Source organism: Actinomadura macra NBRC 14102 (assembly GCF_001552215.1).
Taxonomy (GTDB): domain Bacteria; phylum Actinomycetota; class Actinomycetes; order Streptosporangiales; family Streptosporangiaceae; genus Spirillospora; species Spirillospora macra.
This window is the reverse complement of sequence record NZ_BCQT01000015.1, coordinates 204,326-222,634: the sequence shown is the minus strand read 5'-3', so window position 1 is coordinate 222,634 and position 18,309 is coordinate 204,326. Positions and strand designations below refer to the sequence as shown.

Annotated in this window: 18 protein-coding genes; 9 read left to right on the top strand and 9 right to left on the bottom strand. The window is 72.2% G+C overall.

Going from position 1 to position 18,309, the window contains the following annotated elements:
* Window positions 1–16: 16 nt before the first annotated feature.
* Window positions 17–301: an antibiotic biosynthesis monooxygenase family protein gene (locus AMA02S_RS24945; protein ID WP_067461809.1), complete on the bottom strand. Its 285-nt coding sequence runs from the start codon at window positions 299–301 to the stop codon at window positions 17–19.
* 28 nt (window positions 302–329) lie between these two features.
* On the opposite strand from AMA02S_RS24945, the gene AMA02S_RS42135 reads away from it, so the two are divergent.
* The 6 genes from AMA02S_RS42135 to AMA02S_RS24915 all read left to right on the top strand — a co-directional run bounded on the left by AMA02S_RS42135 (window position 330) and on the right by AMA02S_RS24915 (window position 4,310).
* Complete coding sequence (locus tag AMA02S_RS42135) at window positions 330–710, top strand: DUF6703 family protein (RefSeq protein ID WP_157430821.1); 381 nt, start codon at window positions 330–332, stop codon at window positions 708–710.
* Between the two features lie 32 nt (window positions 711–742).
* Window positions 743–1,702: a metal ABC transporter substrate-binding protein gene (locus AMA02S_RS24935; RefSeq protein WP_084265558.1), complete on the top strand. Its 960-nt coding sequence runs from the start codon at window positions 743–745 to the stop codon at window positions 1,700–1,702.
* Entirely contained in the window at window positions 1,699–2,403 is a 705-nt protein-coding gene (locus AMA02S_RS24930; protein WP_084265557.1) for a metal ABC transporter ATP-binding protein, read from the top strand. Before AMA02S_RS24935 ends, AMA02S_RS24930 begins: the two co-directional genes overlap by 4 nt.
* 52 nt (window positions 2,404–2,455) lie before the next feature.
* Complete coding sequence (locus tag AMA02S_RS24925) at window positions 2,456–3,343, top strand: metal ABC transporter permease (protein WP_067461807.1); 888 nt, start codon at window positions 2,456–2,458, stop codon at window positions 3,341–3,343.
* Window positions 3,340–3,726 carry a Fur family transcriptional regulator gene (locus AMA02S_RS24920; protein WP_067461806.1) on the top strand — a complete coding sequence of 129 codons (387 nt, stop codon included), beginning with the start codon at window positions 3,340–3,342 and terminating at the stop codon, window positions 3,724–3,726. Before AMA02S_RS24925 ends, AMA02S_RS24920 begins: the two co-directional genes overlap by 4 nt.
* Window positions 3,727–3,884: 158 nt before the next feature.
* On the top strand, window positions 3,885–4,310 hold the full coding sequence (locus tag AMA02S_RS24915) for an OsmC family protein (protein WP_067461805.1): 426 nt from the start codon (window positions 3,885–3,887) through the stop codon (window positions 4,308–4,310).
* A 162-nt stretch (window positions 4,311–4,472) separates the two neighbouring features.
* On the opposite strand, the gene AMA02S_RS24910 is transcribed toward AMA02S_RS24915, so the two are convergent.
* On the bottom strand, window positions 4,473–5,243 hold the full coding sequence (locus tag AMA02S_RS24910) for an isoprenyl transferase (protein ID WP_067461804.1): 771 nt from the start codon (window positions 5,241–5,243) through the stop codon (window positions 4,473–4,475).
* Complete coding sequence (gene recO / locus AMA02S_RS24905; RefSeq protein WP_067462055.1) at window positions 5,240–5,998, bottom strand: DNA repair protein RecO; 759 nt, start codon at window positions 5,996–5,998, stop codon at window positions 5,240–5,242. The genes AMA02S_RS24910 and recO overlap by 4 nt, the downstream gene beginning before the upstream one ends.
* A 186-nt stretch (window positions 5,999–6,184) precedes the next feature.
* Between recO and AMA02S_RS24900 the strand changes: the two genes are divergently transcribed.
* Together AMA02S_RS24900 and AMA02S_RS24895 are read left to right on the top strand one after the other, a co-directional pair.
* Window positions 6,185–7,213 (top strand): M4 family metallopeptidase, encoded by a 1,029-nt coding sequence (locus tag AMA02S_RS24900; RefSeq protein ID WP_067461803.1) that lies wholly within the window; start codon window positions 6,185–6,187, stop codon window positions 7,211–7,213.
* Window positions 7,214–7,235: 22 nt separating this feature from the next.
* Window positions 7,236–7,490, top strand: a complete 255-nt coding sequence (locus tag AMA02S_RS24895; protein ID WP_067461802.1) for a protealysin inhibitor emfourin — start codon at window positions 7,236–7,238, stop codon at window positions 7,488–7,490.
* Between the two features lie 41 nt (window positions 7,491–7,531).
* Here AMA02S_RS24895 and leuA read toward each other — a convergent pair whose 3' ends face one another.
* From leuA to AMA02S_RS24880, 3 genes are all read right to left on the bottom strand, one after another.
* Window positions 7,532–9,229: a 2-isopropylmalate synthase gene (leuA, locus tag AMA02S_RS24890; protein WP_067461801.1), complete on the bottom strand. Its 1,698-nt coding sequence runs from the start codon at window positions 9,227–9,229 to the stop codon at window positions 7,532–7,534.
* Between the two features lie 197 nt (window positions 9,230–9,426).
* On the bottom strand, window positions 9,427–10,188 hold the full coding sequence (gene ddaH / locus AMA02S_RS24885) for a dimethylargininase (protein ID WP_067461800.1): 762 nt from the start codon (window positions 10,186–10,188) through the stop codon (window positions 9,427–9,429).
* The gene (locus AMA02S_RS24880; RefSeq protein WP_067461799.1) at window positions 10,185–10,796 is read right to left on the bottom strand and encodes a TerB family tellurite resistance protein; all 612 of its coding nucleotides are present in this window, start codon (window positions 10,794–10,796) and stop codon (window positions 10,185–10,187) included. The genes ddaH and AMA02S_RS24880 overlap by 4 nt, the downstream gene beginning before the upstream one ends.
* A gap of 100 nt (window positions 10,797–10,896) precedes the next feature.
* On the opposite strand from AMA02S_RS24880, the gene AMA02S_RS24875 reads away from it, so the two are divergent.
* Window positions 10,897–11,682 carry a hypothetical protein gene (locus tag AMA02S_RS24875; protein WP_067461798.1) on the top strand — a complete coding sequence of 262 codons (786 nt, stop codon included), beginning with the start codon at window positions 10,897–10,899 and terminating at the stop codon, window positions 11,680–11,682.
* Here AMA02S_RS24875 and era read toward each other — a convergent pair.
* Genes era through AMA02S_RS24860 form a run of 3 tightly spaced genes read right to left on the bottom strand, consistent with a single transcriptional unit; the run spans window position 11,673 to window position 18,280 of the window.
* Window positions 11,673–12,608, bottom strand: a complete 936-nt coding sequence (gene era, locus AMA02S_RS24870; RefSeq protein WP_067461797.1) for a GTPase Era — start codon at window positions 12,606–12,608, stop codon at window positions 11,673–11,675. The two genes, AMA02S_RS24875 and era, sit on opposite strands and share 10 nt — an antisense overlap.
* Window positions 12,609–12,649: 41 nt before the next feature.
* Complete coding sequence (locus AMA02S_RS43630) at window positions 12,650–16,087, bottom strand: ATP-binding protein (RefSeq protein ID WP_067461796.1); 3,438 nt, start codon at window positions 16,085–16,087, stop codon at window positions 12,650–12,652.
* A 60-nt stretch (window positions 16,088–16,147) separates the two neighbouring features.
* Complete coding sequence (locus AMA02S_RS24860) at window positions 16,148–18,280, bottom strand: MMPL family transporter (protein WP_067462052.1); 2,133 nt, start codon at window positions 18,278–18,280, stop codon at window positions 16,148–16,150.
* Between the last annotated feature and the right edge of the window lie 29 nt (window positions 18,281–18,309).

Here is an 18,309-nt window from a genome sequence, read left to right as displayed (position 1 = left end):
CCACCCGGGGCGCCGCTCAGGCGGAGCTGACGATCTCGTACGCGCCGGGCTCGTCCACCGCCAGCGCGGCGAGCGGAATGAACTCCAGGCGCACCTCGTAGGTGCCGAGGGCGCGCCGGTAATAGCCCGCGCCGTCCCACTCGGTGACGAGCGCCCAGAGGCTCGGGTCGTCCACCGTCCTGGCGAGCCGTCCGGAGCGGAAGCCGGGGCTCGCCGACAGCGTCCCGAGCACCGCCGTCATGCGTGCGGCGAAGCCGTCGGCGTCCTCACCAGGCACGCGGTACCGGGTTATCGCGATCATCGGTCCATCCTGGCAGTACCTTGGGCGCGTGAGCACACGAGGCGAGCGGCCGGGGCCGCCGGCATCGCGCAGGAGATCCGGTACGGCATCAAGCAAGGCGTCGGGCACGGCGTCGGGCACGGCGTCGGGGGTGCGGGCGGCGGTCGAGCGCTGGAGCGCCGCGCCGGTGGTCTACCTGCACCGGATGCCACGCGGCCTGCTGCTGGCGGTGGTGTTCGTCCTGCTGGCGATCGGCATGGTCGGGACCGGCTGGGTGGCGGCCGCCGGGCTGCTGGTGCTCGCGGTCGCGCTGGGCTGGTTCGCCTACCTCAACTGGCCCGCGCTGGAAGTCCCGGGACGGGTGTTGCGCATGGTGGCTCTGGCGGCTCTAGCCGGGTTTGCCCTGGCCCGAGGCATTGGCCGGTTTTGACAATCATTTTCATCTTCATCCATAATTAGTGTGTGCTGACCTCCCGGAATACCGCTCCACGCCCGCTGTCCACCACGACCGCCGCACTCGCCGTCGCGGGTCTCATCGGTCTCACCGGACTGACCGCCTGCGGCGGCGCCGACGCCGACGGCTCCGGCAAGGCGGAGGTCGTCGCGTCCTTCTACCCGGTCGCCTGGCTGGCGCGGGAGATCGGCGGCAACGACGCCACGGTCCGCACGCTCACCAAGCCCGGGTCCGAGCCGCACGACCTGGAGCTGACGCCCCGGCAGATCGCCGACGTGGGGAAAGCCGACTTCGCCGTCTACGTCAAGGGCGTCCAGCCGGCCGTTGACGAGGCCGTCGCCAAGCACGCGAAAGACAAGTCGCTGGACGCCGCGAGCGTGGTGAAGACGCTCCCGCCGCCCGCCGAGGGCGAGGAGGAGCACGAGGGCGACCAGGGGCACGCCGATGTTGAGTACGATCCGCACGTCTGGCTGGACCCGAGCCGCATGGCCACCATCGCCACCGCGCTCGGCGACAGGCTCGGCGCCGCGGACTCCGCGCACGCCTCCGCGTACAAGGAGCGCGCCCAGGCCGTCACGGCCAAGCTGACCGCACTCGACCAACAGTTCCGGGACGGCCTGAAGACCTGCAAGCACAAGTCGATCGTCACCGCACACGCCGCCTTCGGCTACCTGTCCGAACGCTACGGCCTCCAGCAGGTCTCCATCGCCGGCGTGGACCCGACCAACGAGCCCTCGCCCAAACGTCTGGCGGAGCTGACCGGGCAGATCAGGTCGGCGGGCGCGACGACGGTCTTCACCGAGACGCTGGTCAGCCCCAAGATCGGGCAGACCCTCGCGCGGGAAGCCGGGGTGAAGACGGCCGTCCTGGATCCGGTGGAGGGCGTCGCGGACGGCTCGTCGGACAACTACCTGACGATCATGCAGAAGAACCTGGGGACCCTGCGCCCCGCGCTGGAGTGCTCATGACGACATCCGCACCACCGTTCGCGATGACGGCCGGTCTCGTCCGACGGGACAGCCGCGCGGTGCTCGCGGGTGTCGACCTGCGGGTCGACTCCGGCGACGTGCTCGCCGTGCTGGGTCCGAACGGCGCCGGAAAGTCCACGCTGGTCAAAGCGCTGCTGGGGCTGATACCACTCGCCGCGGGCAGCACCGAGATCTACGGGGCGCCACCCGCCCGATTCCGCGGCTGGGAGCGGATCGGGTACGTACCGCAGCGGCTGCCGATGGGCGGCGGCGTCCCCGCCACCGTCCGGGAGGTCGTCGCGTCGGGGCGCGTCGCCCGGCAGTCCCGCTGGCGGCCCACCTCCTCCGCCGACCGTGCCGCCGTCGACCGCGCGCTGGAGGCGACCGGCCTCACGGGCCTGGCCCGCGACTCGGCGCACCTGCTGTCGGGCGGCCAGCAGCAGCGGGTGCTGATCGCCCGCGCGCTGGCCGGCGAGCCCGACGTGTTCGTCATGGACGAGCCGACCGCGGGCGTGGACGTCGGCAGCCAGGCGGCGCTCGCCGAGACGCTGCGCGAGCTGGCCGGGTCAGGCCGCACCGTGGTCCTCGTGGCGCACGAGCTCGGCCCGATGGAGCCGCTCATCACCCGCACCGTCGAGCTGGAGCACGGCCGGATCGTCCGCGAGACCGCGCTCGACGCGACCGCGAGAAAGACGGCATGAGCCCCCCGCACGGGCATGGCAGGCACACCGCGGACCGAACGGGGAACACGGCATGATCGAGATGCTGCAGTACGACTTCATGCGGATCGCGCTGCTCATGGCGGTGCTGATCGGGCTGACCGCCCCGGCCGTGGGCACGTTCATCGTGCAGCGCAGGCTGTCGCTGCTCGGCGACGGCATCGGCCACATCGCGCTGACCGGGATCGGGATCGGGCTGCTGACCAGCACCTCGCCCGTCCTCGGAGCGCTGGTGGTGTCGGTGCTGGGCGCGGTGACCATCGAGGTGCTGCGGGAACGCAGCCGCAGCGGCGCCGACGTCGCGCTGGCGCTGCTGTTCTACGGCGGGCTCGCGGGCGGTGTGCTGCTGACCAACGCCCAGGGCGGCGGGACGAGCCTGCAGTCCTACCTGTTCGGCTCGATCAGCAGCGTGGCGGTCGGCGACCTGTACGTCGTGGTGGGACTGGCCGTCGTGGTGCTCGGGATCGTCGCGCTGTTCGGACGCGAGCTGTTCCTGCTGTGCCAGGACGAGGAGGTTGCGCGGGCCGCGGGACTGCCCGTCCGGTTCCTCAGCGTGCTGATCGCCGTCACGGCGGCGGTCACCGTCGTGATCGCGATGCGCGCGATCGGGCTGCTGCTGGTCAGCGCGCTGATGATCGTGCCGGTCGCGGCGGCGCAGCAGCTGACGCGCGGTTTCCGGAGCACGATGCTGCTGGCGATGGGAGTCGGTGTACTGTCGGCCGTATCGGGACTGGCGGGCTCCTTCCAGTACGATCTTCCCCCGGGACCCTCGATCGTGCTGCTCGCGCTGGTCCTGTTCGTCGTCGCCGTCGCCGGGGGGACACTGGTGCGGCGCAGACGTGCACGGGCTGCTGCGGCAGGGGGGAGGATCCCCGCCGTACGGCCCGGAGTGGACGCCGAAGCGGAGGTGCTGAGGGGATGACGACGGCGCGCCGGGACGCGGTGCGGGAGATGCTGGCAGGCTGCGACGGTTTCCGCAGCGCGCAGGACATCTACGCCGACCTGCGCGCGGACGGTTCCAAAATCGGCCTCACCACGGTCTACCGGGCGCTCCAGGCGCTCAGCGACTCCGGTGAGGTCGACGTGCTGCGCACCGACGAGGGCGAAGCCGTGTACCGGGCCTGCCGCACCGAGGAGCACCACCACCATCTCGTCTGCCGCGACTGCGGCCGGACGGTCGAGGTCGAGGGTCCCGCCGTGGAGCGCTGGGCCGAAGCGATCGGCGCCGAGCACGGGTTCGTGAACATCACGCACACTGTCGAGGTCTTCGGCACCTGCGCCGACTGCGCGACACGCTCTGTTTAACGCAACCCGGCCCAAGGGCTCGCCTGGCGGCTCACCCTTGACCGTGCTTGTGCGGTGGCTGAGGCGTCCTGTGTACAGGGCCCGTACACAGGACGGGGCTGAGGCCGTTTAGGCGGCCGGTGATCCGTCCACCCGCGCGATGGGGAAGAATCGGGGCCATGGCTACGACACGTACCGCTAACGCGCACTGGGAAGGGCCGCTCCTCAGCGGCCAGGGCACGGTCTCCCTGGACTCTTCGAAGACCGGCACGTTCGACGTCACCTGGGCGTCGCGCGCCGAGGAGCCGAGCGGCCGGACGAGCCCCGAGGAGCTCATCGCCGCCGCCCACTCCACCTGCTACTCGATGGCCCTCTCCCACGGCCTCGCCGGCGCCGGGACGCCCCCGGAGAAGGTCGACACCAAGGCCGAGGTCACCTTCCAGCCCGGCGAGGGCATCACCGGCATCCACCTGACGGTCCGGGCGACCGTACCGGGCCTGTCCGCGGCCGACTTCGAGAAGGCCGCCCAGGCCGCCAAGGAAGGCTGCCCCGTGAGCCAGGCCCTCACCGGCACCACCATCACCTTGGACGCCGCGCTGGTCTGACCCCAGAACCGCTGCGATCGCTGCGATCGCGTGCGAAGCCGGTTGGCGAGCCTGCGAGCAACTGATCGCACAGCGAGCCCCTGGGCGAGCCGGACCGATGCAGCGATCGCCGCGGTGCCCGTTGAAGGAAGACCCCCAGGGCCCGACGCCAACGGCAGCGATTCAAACAACAGCTCCGCCGTAGCGGCGGTCGCGGGAGGCGTACAGTTCGCAGGCTTGCCACAGATGGCGGCGGTCGAAGTCGGGCCAGAGCGTGTCCAGGAAGACCATCTCCGCGTACGCCGACTGCCACAGCAGGAAGTTGGACGTGCGCTGCTCCCCCGAGGAGCGCAGGAAGAGGTCCACATCCGGGATGCCGGGCTCGTCGAGGTAGCGGGCGAACACCTTCTCGTTGATCTTGTCGGGGTTGAGGCGGCCGTCGCGGACGTCGCGGGCGATGGCCGCCGCCGCGTCCGCGATCTCGGCGCGACCGCCGTAGTTCACGCAGAACTGCAACGTGAGGACGTCGTTGTCGCGCGTCATCTCCTCGGCGGTCTCCAGTTCCTTGATGACGCTGCGCCACAGCTTCGGTCGCCGGCCGGCCCACCGGACGCGGACGCCCATCGAGTCGAGCTGGTCGCGGCGGCGGCGGATCACGTCCCGGTTGAAGCCCATGAGGAAGCGGACCTCGTCCGGCGAGCGCTTCCAGTTCTCCGTCGAGAACGCGTACGCCGACAGGTACGGGACGCCGAGCTCGATCGCACCCATGATCACGTCGAAGAGCGAGTCCTCGCCGCGTTTGTGCCCCTCGGTGCGCGGCAGCCCGCGCCCCTTGGCCCAGCGGCCGTTGCCGTCCATGACGATGGCGACGTGCCGCGGTACCAGGTCCGCGGGGATCGGGGGCGGCTTGGCGCCGTCCCGATGCGGTTCCGGAGGCAGAACGGCCCTTCTCAAACTCTCTCCCTGTTGGTGTCGTCGTTGTCGCGCTCCACATGGCGCAAGGAGCGGATTCCGTGCTCCAGGTGCCACTGGAGATAGGCGGCCACAAGGCCGCTGCACTCCACACGGTGGCGCGACTCGCTGTCGTCGGCGTACTCCCAGTCGCCGCGCAGCAGCGCCAGCATCAGCGCGAACGTCGGCGGCGCCGGGGTGGCGGCGCCCGGCTGACGGCAGCCCGCGCAGACCGCGCCGCCCGCCGCGATGGCGAACCCGCGCAGGCCGCCACGGGTGCCGCAGCGGCAGCATTCGTCCAGCGCCGGGGCCCACCCGGCGACCGACAGCGAGCGCAGCAGGTAGGCGTCCAGGACGAGCCGGGGGTCGTGGTCGCGCTCCACCAGCGTCCGCAGCCCGCCCACGATCAGCAGGAACTGCCGCAGCGCGGGCTCGCCCTCCTCGCTGGTGAGCCGCTCGGCGGTCTCCAGCATCGCCGTCCCCGCCGTGTAGCGCGGATAGTCGGAGACCAGCGCCTCCCCGTAGGGGCGAATCGTCTCGGCCTGGGTGATCAGATCGAGCGAGCGCCGCTCGTACAACTGAAGGTCAACATGGGTGAAGGGCTCCAGCCGCGCCCCGAAACGGGACTTGGTCTTGCGGACCCCCTTCGCCGCGGCGCGGATCCGGCCGGTGCGCCGGGTCAGCACCGTCACGATGCGGTCGGCCTCGCCCAGCTTCTGGGTGCGCAGGACGATGCCTTCGTCGCGGTAGAGGGTCACCCGTTCATTCTCGCGCACTCCGCCACGTGCCTCGATGCCCGTCCCCGGCATCTCCGCAGGATCTTCACATGTCACCCGAGAGCTCTCCCTCCGCTCTGTTGCCATTACGTAACGTGACCGGATTCGGCCGCCACAGCGCCCCCGAAAACTGTGGTCTGGCTCACGTCAAACTGGCAACGTTGAGACATGAGATGCCACATCGTGCCGCCGCACATGCTGGAACGGATCGCCGGCGGCGCCGGAGACCCGGCCCTTCGTGACCGGGCCCGCCGTACCCTGGCCCTCTCGTCCGCCGCGCGCTCCGAGCGGCGGACGCTCCTGGTCACACCGCCCTCTCCCAACGAGGACTTCGTCCCCAACCGGACCATCCGGGACGCAGGGAACCGCGAGGAACTTCCCGGCAAAGCCGTCCGCGCCGAGGGCGCCCCCGCCACCGGCGACAAGGTCGTCGACCAGTCCTACGACTGGCTGGGCGCGACCTTCGACTTCTTCGAGGCCGCCTACCGCCGCAACTCCATCGACGGCGCGGGGCTGCCGTTGATCTCCACCGTCCACTACGGCGACAGGTACGACAACGCCTTCTGGAACGGCGAGCAGATGGTCTACGGCGACGGCGACGGCACCCTCTTCACCGAGTTCACCGGCCCCCTCGACGTCACCGGTCACGAGCTCACCCACGGGATCACCCAGTACACCGCCAACCTGGAGTACTACAGCCAACCGGGTGCGCTCAACGAGTCGGTCTCGGACGTGTTCGGCTCCCTGATCAAACAGTGGCATCTCGGCCAGACCGCCGACCAGGCCGATTGGCTCATCGGCCAGGGTCTGCTCGCCGAGGGAGTCAACGGCGTGGCGCTGCGCTCGATGAAGGAACCCGGCACCGCCTACGACGACCCCCAGCTCGGCAAGGATCCCCAACCAGGCCACATGGACCACTACGTCGAGACCTACCGCGACAACGGCGGCGTCCACATCAACTCTGGTATCCCCAACCACGCCTTCTACCTGGCGGCGACCGCCATCGGCGGCAATGCCTGGGAGAAGGCCGGCCGCGTCTGGTACGACACGCTGACCGGTGGCACTCTGAAGACCGACACCGATTTCAAGGGCTTCGCGGCCGCCACCCTCGAGACCGCGGCCCGCCTCTACGGTGCGGACGGCGCCGAGACCAGCGCGGTACGCCAGGCGTGGACGGGGGTAGGCGTCTCACCGTGAGTGGGCCGGAACGGAAACAGCAGTGAAGGTGACAGTCGTCCGCAGCGGAGGCTTCGCCGGCATCGAACAGCGGGCCGAGTCCGACAGCGCCCACGACCCCGTGCTGGCCCGGCTCGTCGACCGGGTTGATCTCGAACGCGTCCCACCGCCCGGCCGGATCCCCGACCAGTTCCTGTACGAGATAGCCATCGACGGGGAGCGCACCACCGTAGGAGAGGCCCAGCTCAACGGCCCCCTACGTGAACTGGTCCACCACGTCCTGGGCCGCGCCCGCTGAACCGGGGGCGGCCCCGCCCGACCGGGGCCGCCCCCTCTAGATCACGAGACCCTGTTGACGGCGGACAGGATTGCCTTGAGGGAGGCGGTGACGATGTTGCCGTCTATACCCACACCCCAGACCGTGGTGCCGTTGACGTCGCATTCCACATAAGCAGCGGCGCGGGCGTCGCCGCCGGCGCTCATGGCGTGCTCGGCGTAGTCGAGGACGCGGACGTTGACGCCGACCGAGGTGAGGGCGTCCTCGAAGGCCGAGACGGGGCCGTTGCCGACGCCCTCGATCTCGCGGATCTCGCCGTCCACACGGATGTCGCAGCTGAGCGCGTCCTTCTCGTCCACGCGGGAGGTCGCGCGGTGCGCCAGGAGGCCCACGCGGGGGCCGTTGTTCAGGAACTCGGCCTGGAAGATCTCCCACATGCGCTCGGCGGTGACCTCGCCGCCCTCGCTGTCGGTGTGCTCCTGGACGACCCGGGAGAACTCGATCTGGAGGCGGCGGGGCAGTTCCAGGGAGTGCTCGGCCTTCATGATGTAGGCGACGCCGCCCTTGCCGGACTGGCTGTTGACCCTGATGACGGCCTCGTACGTGCGGCCGACGTCGTGCGGGTCGATCGGCAGGTACGGGACCTCCCAGCGGTAGGCGTCGACGGGCGTTCCGGCGGCCTGGGCGTCACGCTTGAGGTGGTCGAAGCCCTTGTTGATGGCGTCCTGGTGGGAGCCGGAGAAGGCGGTGTAGACCAGGTCGCCGCCGTAGGGATGCCGTTCGTGGACGGGCAGCTGGTTGCAGTACTCGACCGTCCGGCGGATCTCGTCGATGTCGGCGAAGCTGATCTGCGGGTCGATACCCTGGGTGAACAGGTTCAGGCCCAGGGTGACCAGGCACACGTTGCCGGTGCGCTCGCCGTTTCCGAACAGGCAGCCCTCGATGCGGTCGGCGCCCGCCATGTAGCCCAGCTCGGCGGCGGCGACGGCCGTGCCGCGGTCATTGTGCGGGTGCAGAGAGAGAATCACCGAGTCGCGGTAGGCCAGGTGCCGGTGCATCCACTCGATCTGGTCGGCGTACACGTTGGGGGTGGCCATCTCGACGGTCGCCGGCAGGTTGACGATCACCTTCCGGTCCGGGGTCGGGCGCCACACCTCGTTGACGGCGTTGCAGACCTCGACCGCGTACTCCAGTTCGGTGCCGGTGAACGACTCGGGCGAGTACTGGAAGTAGATCTCGGTGTCGCCCATGTCCTCGGCGAGCTTCGCGCACAGCTTGGCGCCCTCGACGGCGATGGCGGTGATCCCGGCCCGGTCCTGCCCGAACACCACGCGGCGCTGCAGCGTGCTGGTGGAGTTGTACAGGTGGACGATCGCCTGCTTCGCGCCGCGCACCGACTCGAAGGTCCGTTCGATCAGCTCGGGGCGCGCCTGTGTCAGCACCTGGATCACGACGTCGTCGGGGATCCGGCCCTCGTCGATGATCTGCCGGACGAAGTCGTAGTCGGTCTGGCTGGCCGCCGGGAACCCGACCTCGATCTCCTTGTAGCCCATCTGTACCAGCAGCTCGAACATCTTGAGCTTGCGGTGGGAATCCATCGGGTCGATCAGTGCCTGGTTGCCGTCGCGCAGATCGACCGCGCACCAGCGGGGGGCCTCGGTGATGACGCGGTCGGGCCAGGTGCGGTCGGTCAGCCGGACCGGCTCGAACGGGCGGTAGCGCTGGAAGGGCATGCCAGAGGGCTGCTGTTGCGGATACATCCGTGGTGATCTCTCTGCTTCGATCCTGCGGCCGACGTCCGACACGTCAAAGCCCCGCAGCGAGGGAGCCGACCGGTTACAGGCCCCCGCTGCGGCCGCTAAGGAGGAGCAGCTCACGCAACACGCCTGCCAAGTTAACAGATCCCATCCGGGTTTCGGAAACGACGTCCCGCATCATGAGACACTCGGGCCGCGGATCAGCGGACGAGCACGGACAGGCAGGTCACGCACCCTTCGAGGGCCTCGAACTCGCTGATGTCGACGCTGGTGACGTGCAGGCCGTCCGCGGCGAGCTGGGCGGCGGTGCGGGGCGCGGACGCCGACAGCAGGACGTGCCCCGGTCCGAGGACGACCACGTGCGCGCCGGCCGGTTCCGGGACGACCCGCATGCAGGGCAGCACCGAGGTGTCCACCAGGTCCGGGACGCCGATGATCGTGCCGTCGGGCAGTGCGGTGATCGCCGACTTCAGGTGCAGGCAGCCGCTGGTGTCGACCGGGACGACCTTCCGCCCGCCCAGCAGGTGGGCGAGCTGGCAGATGCCCTCCTCGTTGGTGCGGGCGCCGCGCCCGACGTAGACGGTGTCGCCGACGCGCAGGACGTCCCCGCCGTCCAGGGTGCCGGGTTCCTTGATCCGTTCGATCCGCAGGCCCAGTTCGCGGACGACCTGCTCGGCGCCGCAGATCTCGCCGCGGCGGCGTGTCTCACCGGACCGGCCGAGGACCGCGAGGTCTCCGCAGACGACCACGGCGTCCTCGACGAACACGGCGTCGGGGTGGGCGTCGGCGGGCGCGACGGCGCGGACCCGCCAGTCCGCCGCGCGCAGCGCCGCGACGTAGGCGCCGTGCTGGCGCGCCGCGAGCGCGGTGTCCACCGGGCGGCGGCCGATATGGGTGACGATGCCGTCGGCCAGCCGCGGGCCGGGGCCGCGTACGAGCGCCGTGCCGGCGCCCCCGCTCACCGTGCGGCCCCCTCGGTCGTGACGATCACGCCCAGCGCGTAGGCGCGGGACATGCCCAGCAGCTCGGCGATCCGGTGCAGGACCCGGCGCTCCCTCTCGCCGAGCGGCCCGTCCGCCAGCCCGATCCGGACGGCCTGCGCGAGGAACCACTCCTTGGCCTCGACCGCGAGCTGGGAACCCGCCTGAGCGACCTCCCGCTCCAGGAACTCCGGTCCCAACCCGAGGTCGGCGTCCACGTCGGCGTCGCCATAGCCGGGCTCGCCGTAGCCGAGGACGGTCTCGACGGCGCGGGCGCGGGCGGTGCCGTCGGACGGGTCGTCCGCTCGCAGCACCAGGGTGGCGGCCGCCCGCATGCCCGCCGGCAGCGCGGCCGCCATCTGCTGTGCGGTGGGCGTTCGCAGCGCCGAGACGGGGAAGCGGCGCCGGCAGGTGCGGCATTCGGCGGCCTGGCCGAGGCGCCACAGCGGGACCAGCGGGACGAAGAAGAAAGTGAACCAGCGCCGCCCCGCCCGCCTCCGGTAGGCACGGTCACCGCCACACTGCGGGCAGTGAAACGTCCCCTCGCTGACCGTGCGGAACACCGCTGTCAGGCCGAAAACGAGCAACACCGGGCCTCTCCTCCCATACCGGACTCTCTCCAAACTACCGACCCACGCGCTCCGACGTGGCCGACCCGGGCAATGCAGACCCTCCCCTTACGCTGGGTCCATGACCGGTGACCTGGGATCCGACGCGGAGGACGCGCGGTCGCGCCCGACCTTTCTGCCGCCCGACGACGGCTACCCGCCGCAGGATCCGCCCGCCGGCGACCTGGTGGGTGGATCTCCGCCCGCCGCCTTCGGTGGACGGCGCGGCATCGTCTGGGACCTCGCGATGATCATCCTCGCGTCGGTGCTGCTGGTCGCGGCGTTCCTGCCCTGGGCGCGGGCCCAGATGGTCGTCGACCTGCTCGGCCGCCCACTGTCACGCGACCTCGGCAGCGTCGCGGGCATCGACGCCGATGACCTGGTCGTCGCGGTGCCGGTGCTGGCGGTGCTGGCGATCGTCCTGGCGTTCTGGGACCTGGTGGCGCGGGACCCGCGGATCGGCGGCCTCGCGACCGTTCCCGCCGTGCTGGCGCTCCTCACCTGCGGAGTCTTCGTCCTCCGCCTCAGCGACGTGCGCGACGACCTCCCCGGCGACGGGCTGCCGGAGGACGGTCTGGACGTCGGCTACGAGATCTCCGTCCGGTACGGCTGGTATCTGGCCGTCGCCGCGTGCCTGCTGCTGATCGGTGTCAGCCTGGCCCGTCCCCTCACCGAGCGGCTCCTGCCGTCACGGCGGGACGGGCAACACCCGCAACAGCCCTACGCGGATCCGTTCTTTGGCGAGCAGCCCTGGCCGGAGGCGTCCGCTGCCGCCTGGCCGGAGGAGGAGCCGCCCTCCGCCTGGCCGCACGAGGAGAGGGAACCGCAGCCGGACGAGGAACCGGAGCTTCGTAAGGATCAGTCGTAGAAACCCAGCCTGCGGAGCTGCTTGGGGTCGCGCTGCCAGTCCTTGAGGACGCTGACGCGCAGGTCGAGGAAGACCTTGGTGCCGAGCAGCGCCTCGATCTGACGGCGGGCGGCGGCACCGACCTCGCGGAGCCGGGCGCCCTTGTGGCCGATGATGATCCCCTTCTGGCTGGGGCGCTCGACGAACAGGTGTGCGTAGACGTCGACAAGGTCGTCGCGGCCCTCGCGCGGCGCCATCTCGTCCACGACGACGGCGATGGAGTGGGGCAACTCCTCGCGGACGCCCTCCAGCGCGGCCTCGCGGATCAGTTCGGCGACGAGGACCTGCTCGGGTTCGTCGGTGAGGTCTCCCTCGGGGTAGAGCGGCATGCCCTCCGGCAGGTGGCCGATCAGCAGGTCGGCGGCCAGAGCGACCTGGAAGCCGCTCTCGGCCGAGCAGGGCACGATGTCGGCGAACTCGCCGAGCCGCCCGACCGCGAGGAGCTGCTCGGCGATCCGCTCGGGGGCGGCCAGGTCGGTCTTGGTGACGATCGCGACGACCGGTGTCTTCTTCACGGCGGCCAGCTCGCGGGCGATGTACTTGTCGCCGGGGCCGACGGGCTGGTCGGCGGGCACGCAGAACCCGATCACGTCCACCTCGGTGAGGGTGGAGCGGACCAGGCTGTCGAGCCGCTCGCCGAGCAGCGTGCGGGGCTTGTGCAGGCCGGGGGTGTCGACGACGACGAGCTGCGCGGCGGGCCGGTGCACGATGCCGCGGATGGCGCGGCGGGTGGTCTGCGGGCGGCTGCTGGTGATCGCCACCTTGGTGCCGACCAGCGCGTTCATCAGCGTGGACTTGCCCACGTTCGGGCGCCCGATGAAGCAGGCGAATCCGGCACGGTACTCCCCGTCCGGACGTTCGGTCGTCGTGTCTCCCAGCGTCGTCACCCCCCAATTGTCGCCCACCCGGCGGCGAGCCCCGTCCATCTTCAGGCCGCGGGGGTGCCCAGGCGGGTCCGGGCGGCCTCGGCCTTCTCCGCCCACAGGACGGCACCGAGGCGGCCCGCGACCTCGGCCGCCCTGCGATAGTGGCCGGCGGCGACGGGGGTGGGGTGCTCAAGGAACAGCGCAAGGTCGCCGAGAATGTGCGCGACCGGGCCGATGGTGGCGATGGCGGTGGCGCCGCCGGTGACGTGGCCCTCGTACGGCACGAGCGCGGCGTAGACCTCCCCGGCCAGCTCGCGATCGCCGAGAGCGATGGCGCGCAGGCCCCGCGCCGCCATGGTGAGGTCGAAGAAGTAGTCGAGCCGGACGGGCCCCGCCCCGGCCACGACCCGCCTGGCCTCGGCGTCGCGTCCGGCGGAGACCAGCGCGAGGGCGTGGATGTCGGCGGTCGCCTCGACGTGCGACCACTGCCGGTGCAGCCAGGCGGCCTCGTCCACCATCTCCCCCGCCCTGCCCTGGGTGAGCCGCAGGCAGAACGCACCGAGGAACAGCATGCCGCGTTCGGTGAACCAGATCTTGGTCCGGCCGATGGCGCCGCCGACCTCCTGGTAGGCGCGCTCGGCGACGTCGAAGCGGGCGGTGAAGGCGAGCACGAGGCCGCTGTACCAGGAGGCGATCTGTGCGAGCAGCGGCAGCCCGTACTGGTCGGCGAGCCGGCTGCCCTCGGCCAGGTGACGCTTCGCGGTCGGCAGGTCCAGCGCGGCGACGGCGATCTGCTGTAGTTGCAGGTGGGCCAGGACGAGGTAGGTGGCGAGGTCGTGCTCTTCGGCGAGCCCGAGCAGCTCGGTGGCGAGCCGCCGCCGCTGGTCGAGGCCGTCCGCGGTGCGGTAGGCGTTGATGTAGCAGCCGTTCAGCGCGACGGCGATCAGCTCGGGGTCACCGAGGGCGCGGGCCATCCCGATCGCCTCGTCGGACGCGGTGACGCCGCGGTCGTGCTGCTCCCCCTCCAGCTCCAGCGCCAGGGTGGTGAGGAGGCGCACGCGCAGCTCCCTTTCCCGCGCGGGCAGCCGGGCGAGCGCCTCGTCGGTGGCGTCGACCACGGCCTGGTCGAGCGATCCGTACTCGCGGCTGGTCCAGAGCGTGGGGACGTCGAAACCGACGATGATCCGGGCCAGCAGCCGGACGTCGCCGAGGGCGCGAGCGTCGGCGATGGCGGCCAGCCGGCGGCGCCGGGCGGCGACGACGTCCCCGGCGAGGGCGGTCGCGCGGATCGCGGCGACCTCGGTCTCCAGCCGGTCGCGGGTCGCGTCCGGGCCCTGCGCGCGCAGCGTCTCGACGGCACGGACCCACAGGGCGGCGGCGGCGCCGTGCGCGAAGCGGGCCTCGGCGGCCTCGGCGGCGAGCCGCGCGTAGCGGACGGCCTTGCCGGGGTCGGCGCCGGACTCCAGGTAGTGGTGGGCGATGGCGGCGACCTCGTCGGGGCTGTGCCGTTCCAGCGCGGCGGCGACGCGGCCGTGCAGCCGGGTGCGGCGGGCCCGCGAGATCCCGTTGTAGAGCGTGTCGCGGACGAGCGCGTGCGCGAACCGTATCCGGCCTGGCCCCGGCTCGGTGACCAGCCCTGCCGCCAGCCCCGCCTCGATGGCGTCCAGGACGGTGTCCTCGTCGCCGGCGAGGTCGCCGAGGACACCGAGGCCGGCGCCTCGCCCGACCACGGCCGCGTCCCGCAGGACGGACTGGGCGGATTCGGGGAGCCGGGCGATCCGGCGGCGCAGCACGTCCCCGACTCCGGCCGGTACTCGGCGGGTCGCGGCGGGCATCCCCTCGGCGTCCAGCAGCCGGGCGGTCTCGCGGGTGAAGAAGGGGTTGCCGCCGGTCCGCTCGGCGATGGCCGACAGCTCGTCATCGTCGAGGCGGGCACCGCAGGTGTCGCGGACGAGCGCGGCGACCTCGGCGGTGGAGAGCCCGCCGAGATCGATCCGCAGCGGCTCGCAGCGGGCGAGCGCGGCGAGCGCGGCGGCGAGCCCGTCGGGTACCTCCGTCTGCCGGAACGTCGCCATCAGCAGGACGGGACGGCCGCGGAGCCGGCCGGTGAGCCGGACCAGCAGGGCGAGGGTCTCCTCGTCGGCCCAGTGCAGGTCTTCCAGGACGAGTAGCAGCGGCGCCTCGTCGGCGACACCGTCGAGGTAGTCGCCGACGGCCAGGTGCAGCCGAAACCGGCCGCTGCCCGCGTCGGCGCCCGCCTCCGCATGTCCAGAGCCAGGGACGTGTCCGGTGACTGCGAGGCGTCCGGTGACGGTGTCGTCCAGGAGCGGGCCGAGGCGTCCGGCGAGTTCGGGCTTGGGCGGCGCGGCGGCGGTGAGCTCGCGCAGCAGTTCGGCCCAGGGCCAGGCCGCCGGGGCGCCACCGGTCTCGGCGGCGCGCCCCCAGGCGCACGTCCAGCCCCGCGTTCCGAGCGTGATCGCGAACCGTTCGGCGAGGGCGGTCTTGCCCATGCCCGCCTCCCCGCCGACGAGGATCACGCCGCTGCGGCCCGCCGCCACGGACCGGGCCGCCTCGTCCAGCCGCGCCAGTTCGCGCTCCCGCCCGACGAAGGCGACGCCCCGGATCACGGGTTCCCGGGGCTCATGCTCGGCGGGGTCGGGCGCCAGCCGCAGCGGTGGGCGGCGCGCCGGGTCCCGGGGCGGGCGCTCGGCGGGCGCCGAGGTTGCTGCGGAGTCCAGGGACGGGGCCTGGGCGAAGATGTCGGATTCCAGGCGGCGCAGCGCGGGCCCGGGGTCGACGCCCAGTTCCTCGGTCAGGGTGGCGCGGGCACGGCGGAGCGCGGCGAGGGCGTCGCCCTGGCGTCCCGCCCGGTAGAGCGCGAGGGCCAGCAGCCGCCACGCGTCCTCGCGCAGCGGGTTGGCGGCGGTGTGGGCCTCCAGGTCCGGGACGGCCTCGGTGGCGGCCCCGAGCCGGAGCATGGCGTCGGCCCGGCGCTCGACCGCGATGCGACGGCGTTCGTCCAGCCGGGTGGCCTCGGAGGCGGCCCACGGCAGGCCGGCGAACTCGGCGTAGGCGGGCCCACGCCACCGCGCCAACGCCGCCTCGGCGCGCCCCCGGGCGGCGGCGGGGTCGCCGCTGTCCAGCAGCGCGGCGGCCTCGTCGATCAGCGCGTCGAACCGCCAGGCGTCGACGTCGCCGTCCGGCAGCCGCAGCGCGTACCCGGGCGGTTCGGTGACGAGGATCCGCGCCGGCGTGCGGGGTGGACGGTCCGGTTCGAGCGCGCGCCGCAGATGCGACACGAACGACTGCAGTCCCGCCGCCGCACGCGGCGGTGCCGTCCCGGCCCACAGGTCCTCGACGAGCCGCTCCGCCGGCACCATCCGACCGTGCGCGGCGACGAGACGCGCGAGGACCGAGCGCTGGCGGGGACCGCCGAGATCGGCGGGCGCGCCGTCCACCGCCGCGCCGAAGGCGCCGAGCACGCGCACAGCAGTCGTCATGTCCCGCTCAGCCTAAACCGGGACATGACGGACCGCCGTGCAACCCCTGCTACGCGCCGGTCACGCGGGGCTGGGCTGCGGCTCCTTCGCCGCACCCGCCGCGGGCTCGCCGCCACCGTGCAGGTCGATCTCCGGCAGGACGCGGGCCAGCGGCTTCGGCAGCCACCAGTTCGCCCGTCCGAGCAGCGCCATCGTGGCGGGCACCAGCACCAGCCGGACGACGGTCGCGTCCAGTGCCACCGCGACCGCCAGCCCGACGCCCATCTGCTTGATCACCACACCCGGGTCCATGGCGAAGCCGAGGAACACCGCCACCATGATGAGCGCCGCACTGGTGATCACCCGGCCGGTGGCGGCGAGCCCGGTGGACACCGACCCGCGTGCGTCGCCACCGGCCAGCCACTCCTCCCGCACCCGCGACAGCAGGAACACCTCGTAGTCCATCGACACCCCGAACAGCACCGCGAACATCAGCAGCAGGATGAAGCTGGAGACCGGCACGGCGTGCGGCAGGCCGAGCAGCTCGGCGCCCCACCCCCACTGGAACACCGCGGTGAGCACCCCGTACGCGGCGCCGATCGACAGCAGGTTCATCGCGGCGGCCTTCAGCGGCGCCAGCACCGACCTGAACACGATCATCAGCATGATGAACGAGGTGGCGACGACCACGCCGATGACCGGCCACAGACGTTCGGACAGCACCCGGGACAGGTCCACGTAGATGGCCGTCAGCCCGGTGATCTCGGTGCCCGGAGGCAGCACGTCCGCGCGGACGCGGTCCACGAGCCCGGTCACCCGCTCGTCCTGCGGGCCGTACCGCGGGGTGACGACGATCACCGCGGCGCTGCGGTCCGGGGACAGCTGGGGCGGCGCGACGGCCATGACGCCCTCCACCCGGGAGAGCCGCGCGCTCAACCCGTCCAGCGACGCCGGATCCACCTTCCGCAGGTCGGCGGCGACGAGGAACGTACCGTTGGCGCCGGGCCCGTATCCGTCCGCGACGAGGTCGTACGCCTGCCGGACGGTGTTGGACGACGGCTCGCTGCTGGCGTCGCTCGGCCAGGTCCGCATACCGAGCATCGGCGCGGCCAGCGTCAGCATCAGCAGGACCCCGGCGAGCAGCCACGGCCACGGACGGCGCCCGACATGCTCGGCCCACCGGCGGACCAGCGGGGACCCGGCGGAGATCTTCGCGCCGGGCGCCCGGTCGCGGCGGCGCAGCACCCGCCGTCCCGCCAGCCCCAGCACGGCGGGCAGCAGCGTGACGGCGCTCAGCACCGTCGCCGCGACCACCAGCCCGGTCGCGAACCCCATGGTCATGAACACCGGGATCCGGGACAGCACCAGCCCGCACAGCGCCAGCAGCACCGTGAACCCGGCGAAGATCACCGACAGGCCGGCGGTCGCGATGGCCCGGCCCACCGACTCTGGGACGTCCAGGCCGCCCGCGAGGCCCTCGCGGTGCCGCGTGAGGATGAACAGCGCGTAGTCGATGCCGACGCCGAGGCCGACCATCATCGCCAGCGTCGGCGCGGTGGTCGCCACGTTCGTGAACGAGGCCAGCAGCGTGATCCCCGACACGCCGACGCCGAGCCCCGCGAGCGCCACGGCCAGCGGCAGCCCCGCCGCCACGACCGACCCGAACGCCAGTAGCAGGATCACCAGGGCCGCCACGATCCCGACCGCCTCGGCGACGCCGCCGGGCGCCGTCACGTTCTCCGGCACCTGCCCGCCGAACTCCACCTGGTATCCGGCCTTCTCAAGGTCCCTCGTGGCGGTGCGCAGCAGGTCGAGCGTCGGCTTGGGCGCGAGGTCGGTGACCGGCACCGAGTACCGGACGGTCATCAGCGCGGTCGCGCCGTCCCGGGACGGCCGCGGCGGGTCCACCGCGCTGACGTGCGGCAGTTTGCGCAGCTCGGCGCTCGCCGCGCCGAGCGCCGCCTGGTCGACCCTGCCCGACTTCGCGTGCACCACGACCCGCGCGTCGGCGCCCGACAGCGCCGGGAACCGCTCCTTCAGCAAGTCCGTGGCCTGCTGCGACCCGGACCCCGACAGTGTGTAGTTGTCGTGCAGCGAGCCGCCCGCGACCCCGGCGAGGCCGGCCATCGCGCCGACGAGCACCAGCCACACCACGACGAACCGCCAAGGCCGCAGCGCAGCGGCCTTTCCGAGGCGGTAGAGCAGACGGGACATCAGATTCCCCCAGAACATCGTCATTGACG

Coding starts and splice junctions, on each gene's coding strand:
- AMA02S_RS24945 (WP_067461809.1), bottom strand. CDS start 301: ATGATCGCGATAACCCGGTACCGCGTGCCTGGTGAGGACGCCGACGGC.
- AMA02S_RS24930 (WP_084265557.1), top strand. CDS start 1,699: ATGACGACATCCGCACCACCGTTCGCGATGACGGCCGGTCTCGTCCGA.
- AMA02S_RS24925 (WP_067461807.1), top strand. CDS start 2,456: ATGATCGAGATGCTGCAGTACGACTTCATGCGGATCGCGCTGCTCATG.
- AMA02S_RS24920 (WP_067461806.1), top strand. CDS start 3,340: ATGACGACGGCGCGCCGGGACGCGGTGCGGGAGATGCTGGCAGGCTGC.
- AMA02S_RS24915 (WP_067461805.1), top strand. CDS start 3,885: ATGGCTACGACACGTACCGCTAACGCGCACTGGGAAGGGCCGCTCCTC.
- AMA02S_RS24900 (WP_067461803.1), top strand. CDS start 6,185: ATGAGATGCCACATCGTGCCGCCGCACATGCTGGAACGGATCGCCGGC.
- leuA (WP_067461801.1), bottom strand. CDS start 9,229: ATGTATCCGCAACAGCAGCCCTCTGGCATGCCCTTCCAGCGCTACCGC.
- AMA02S_RS24875 (WP_067461798.1), top strand. CDS start 10,897: ATGACCGGTGACCTGGGATCCGACGCGGAGGACGCGCGGTCGCGCCCG.
- AMA02S_RS43630 (WP_067461796.1), bottom strand. CDS start 16,087: ATGACGACTGCTGTGCGCGTGCTCGGCGCCTTCGGCGCGGCGGTGGAC.
- AMA02S_RS24860 (WP_067462052.1), bottom strand. CDS start 18,280: ATGTCCCGTCTGCTCTACCGCCTCGGAAAGGCCGCTGCGCTGCGGCCT.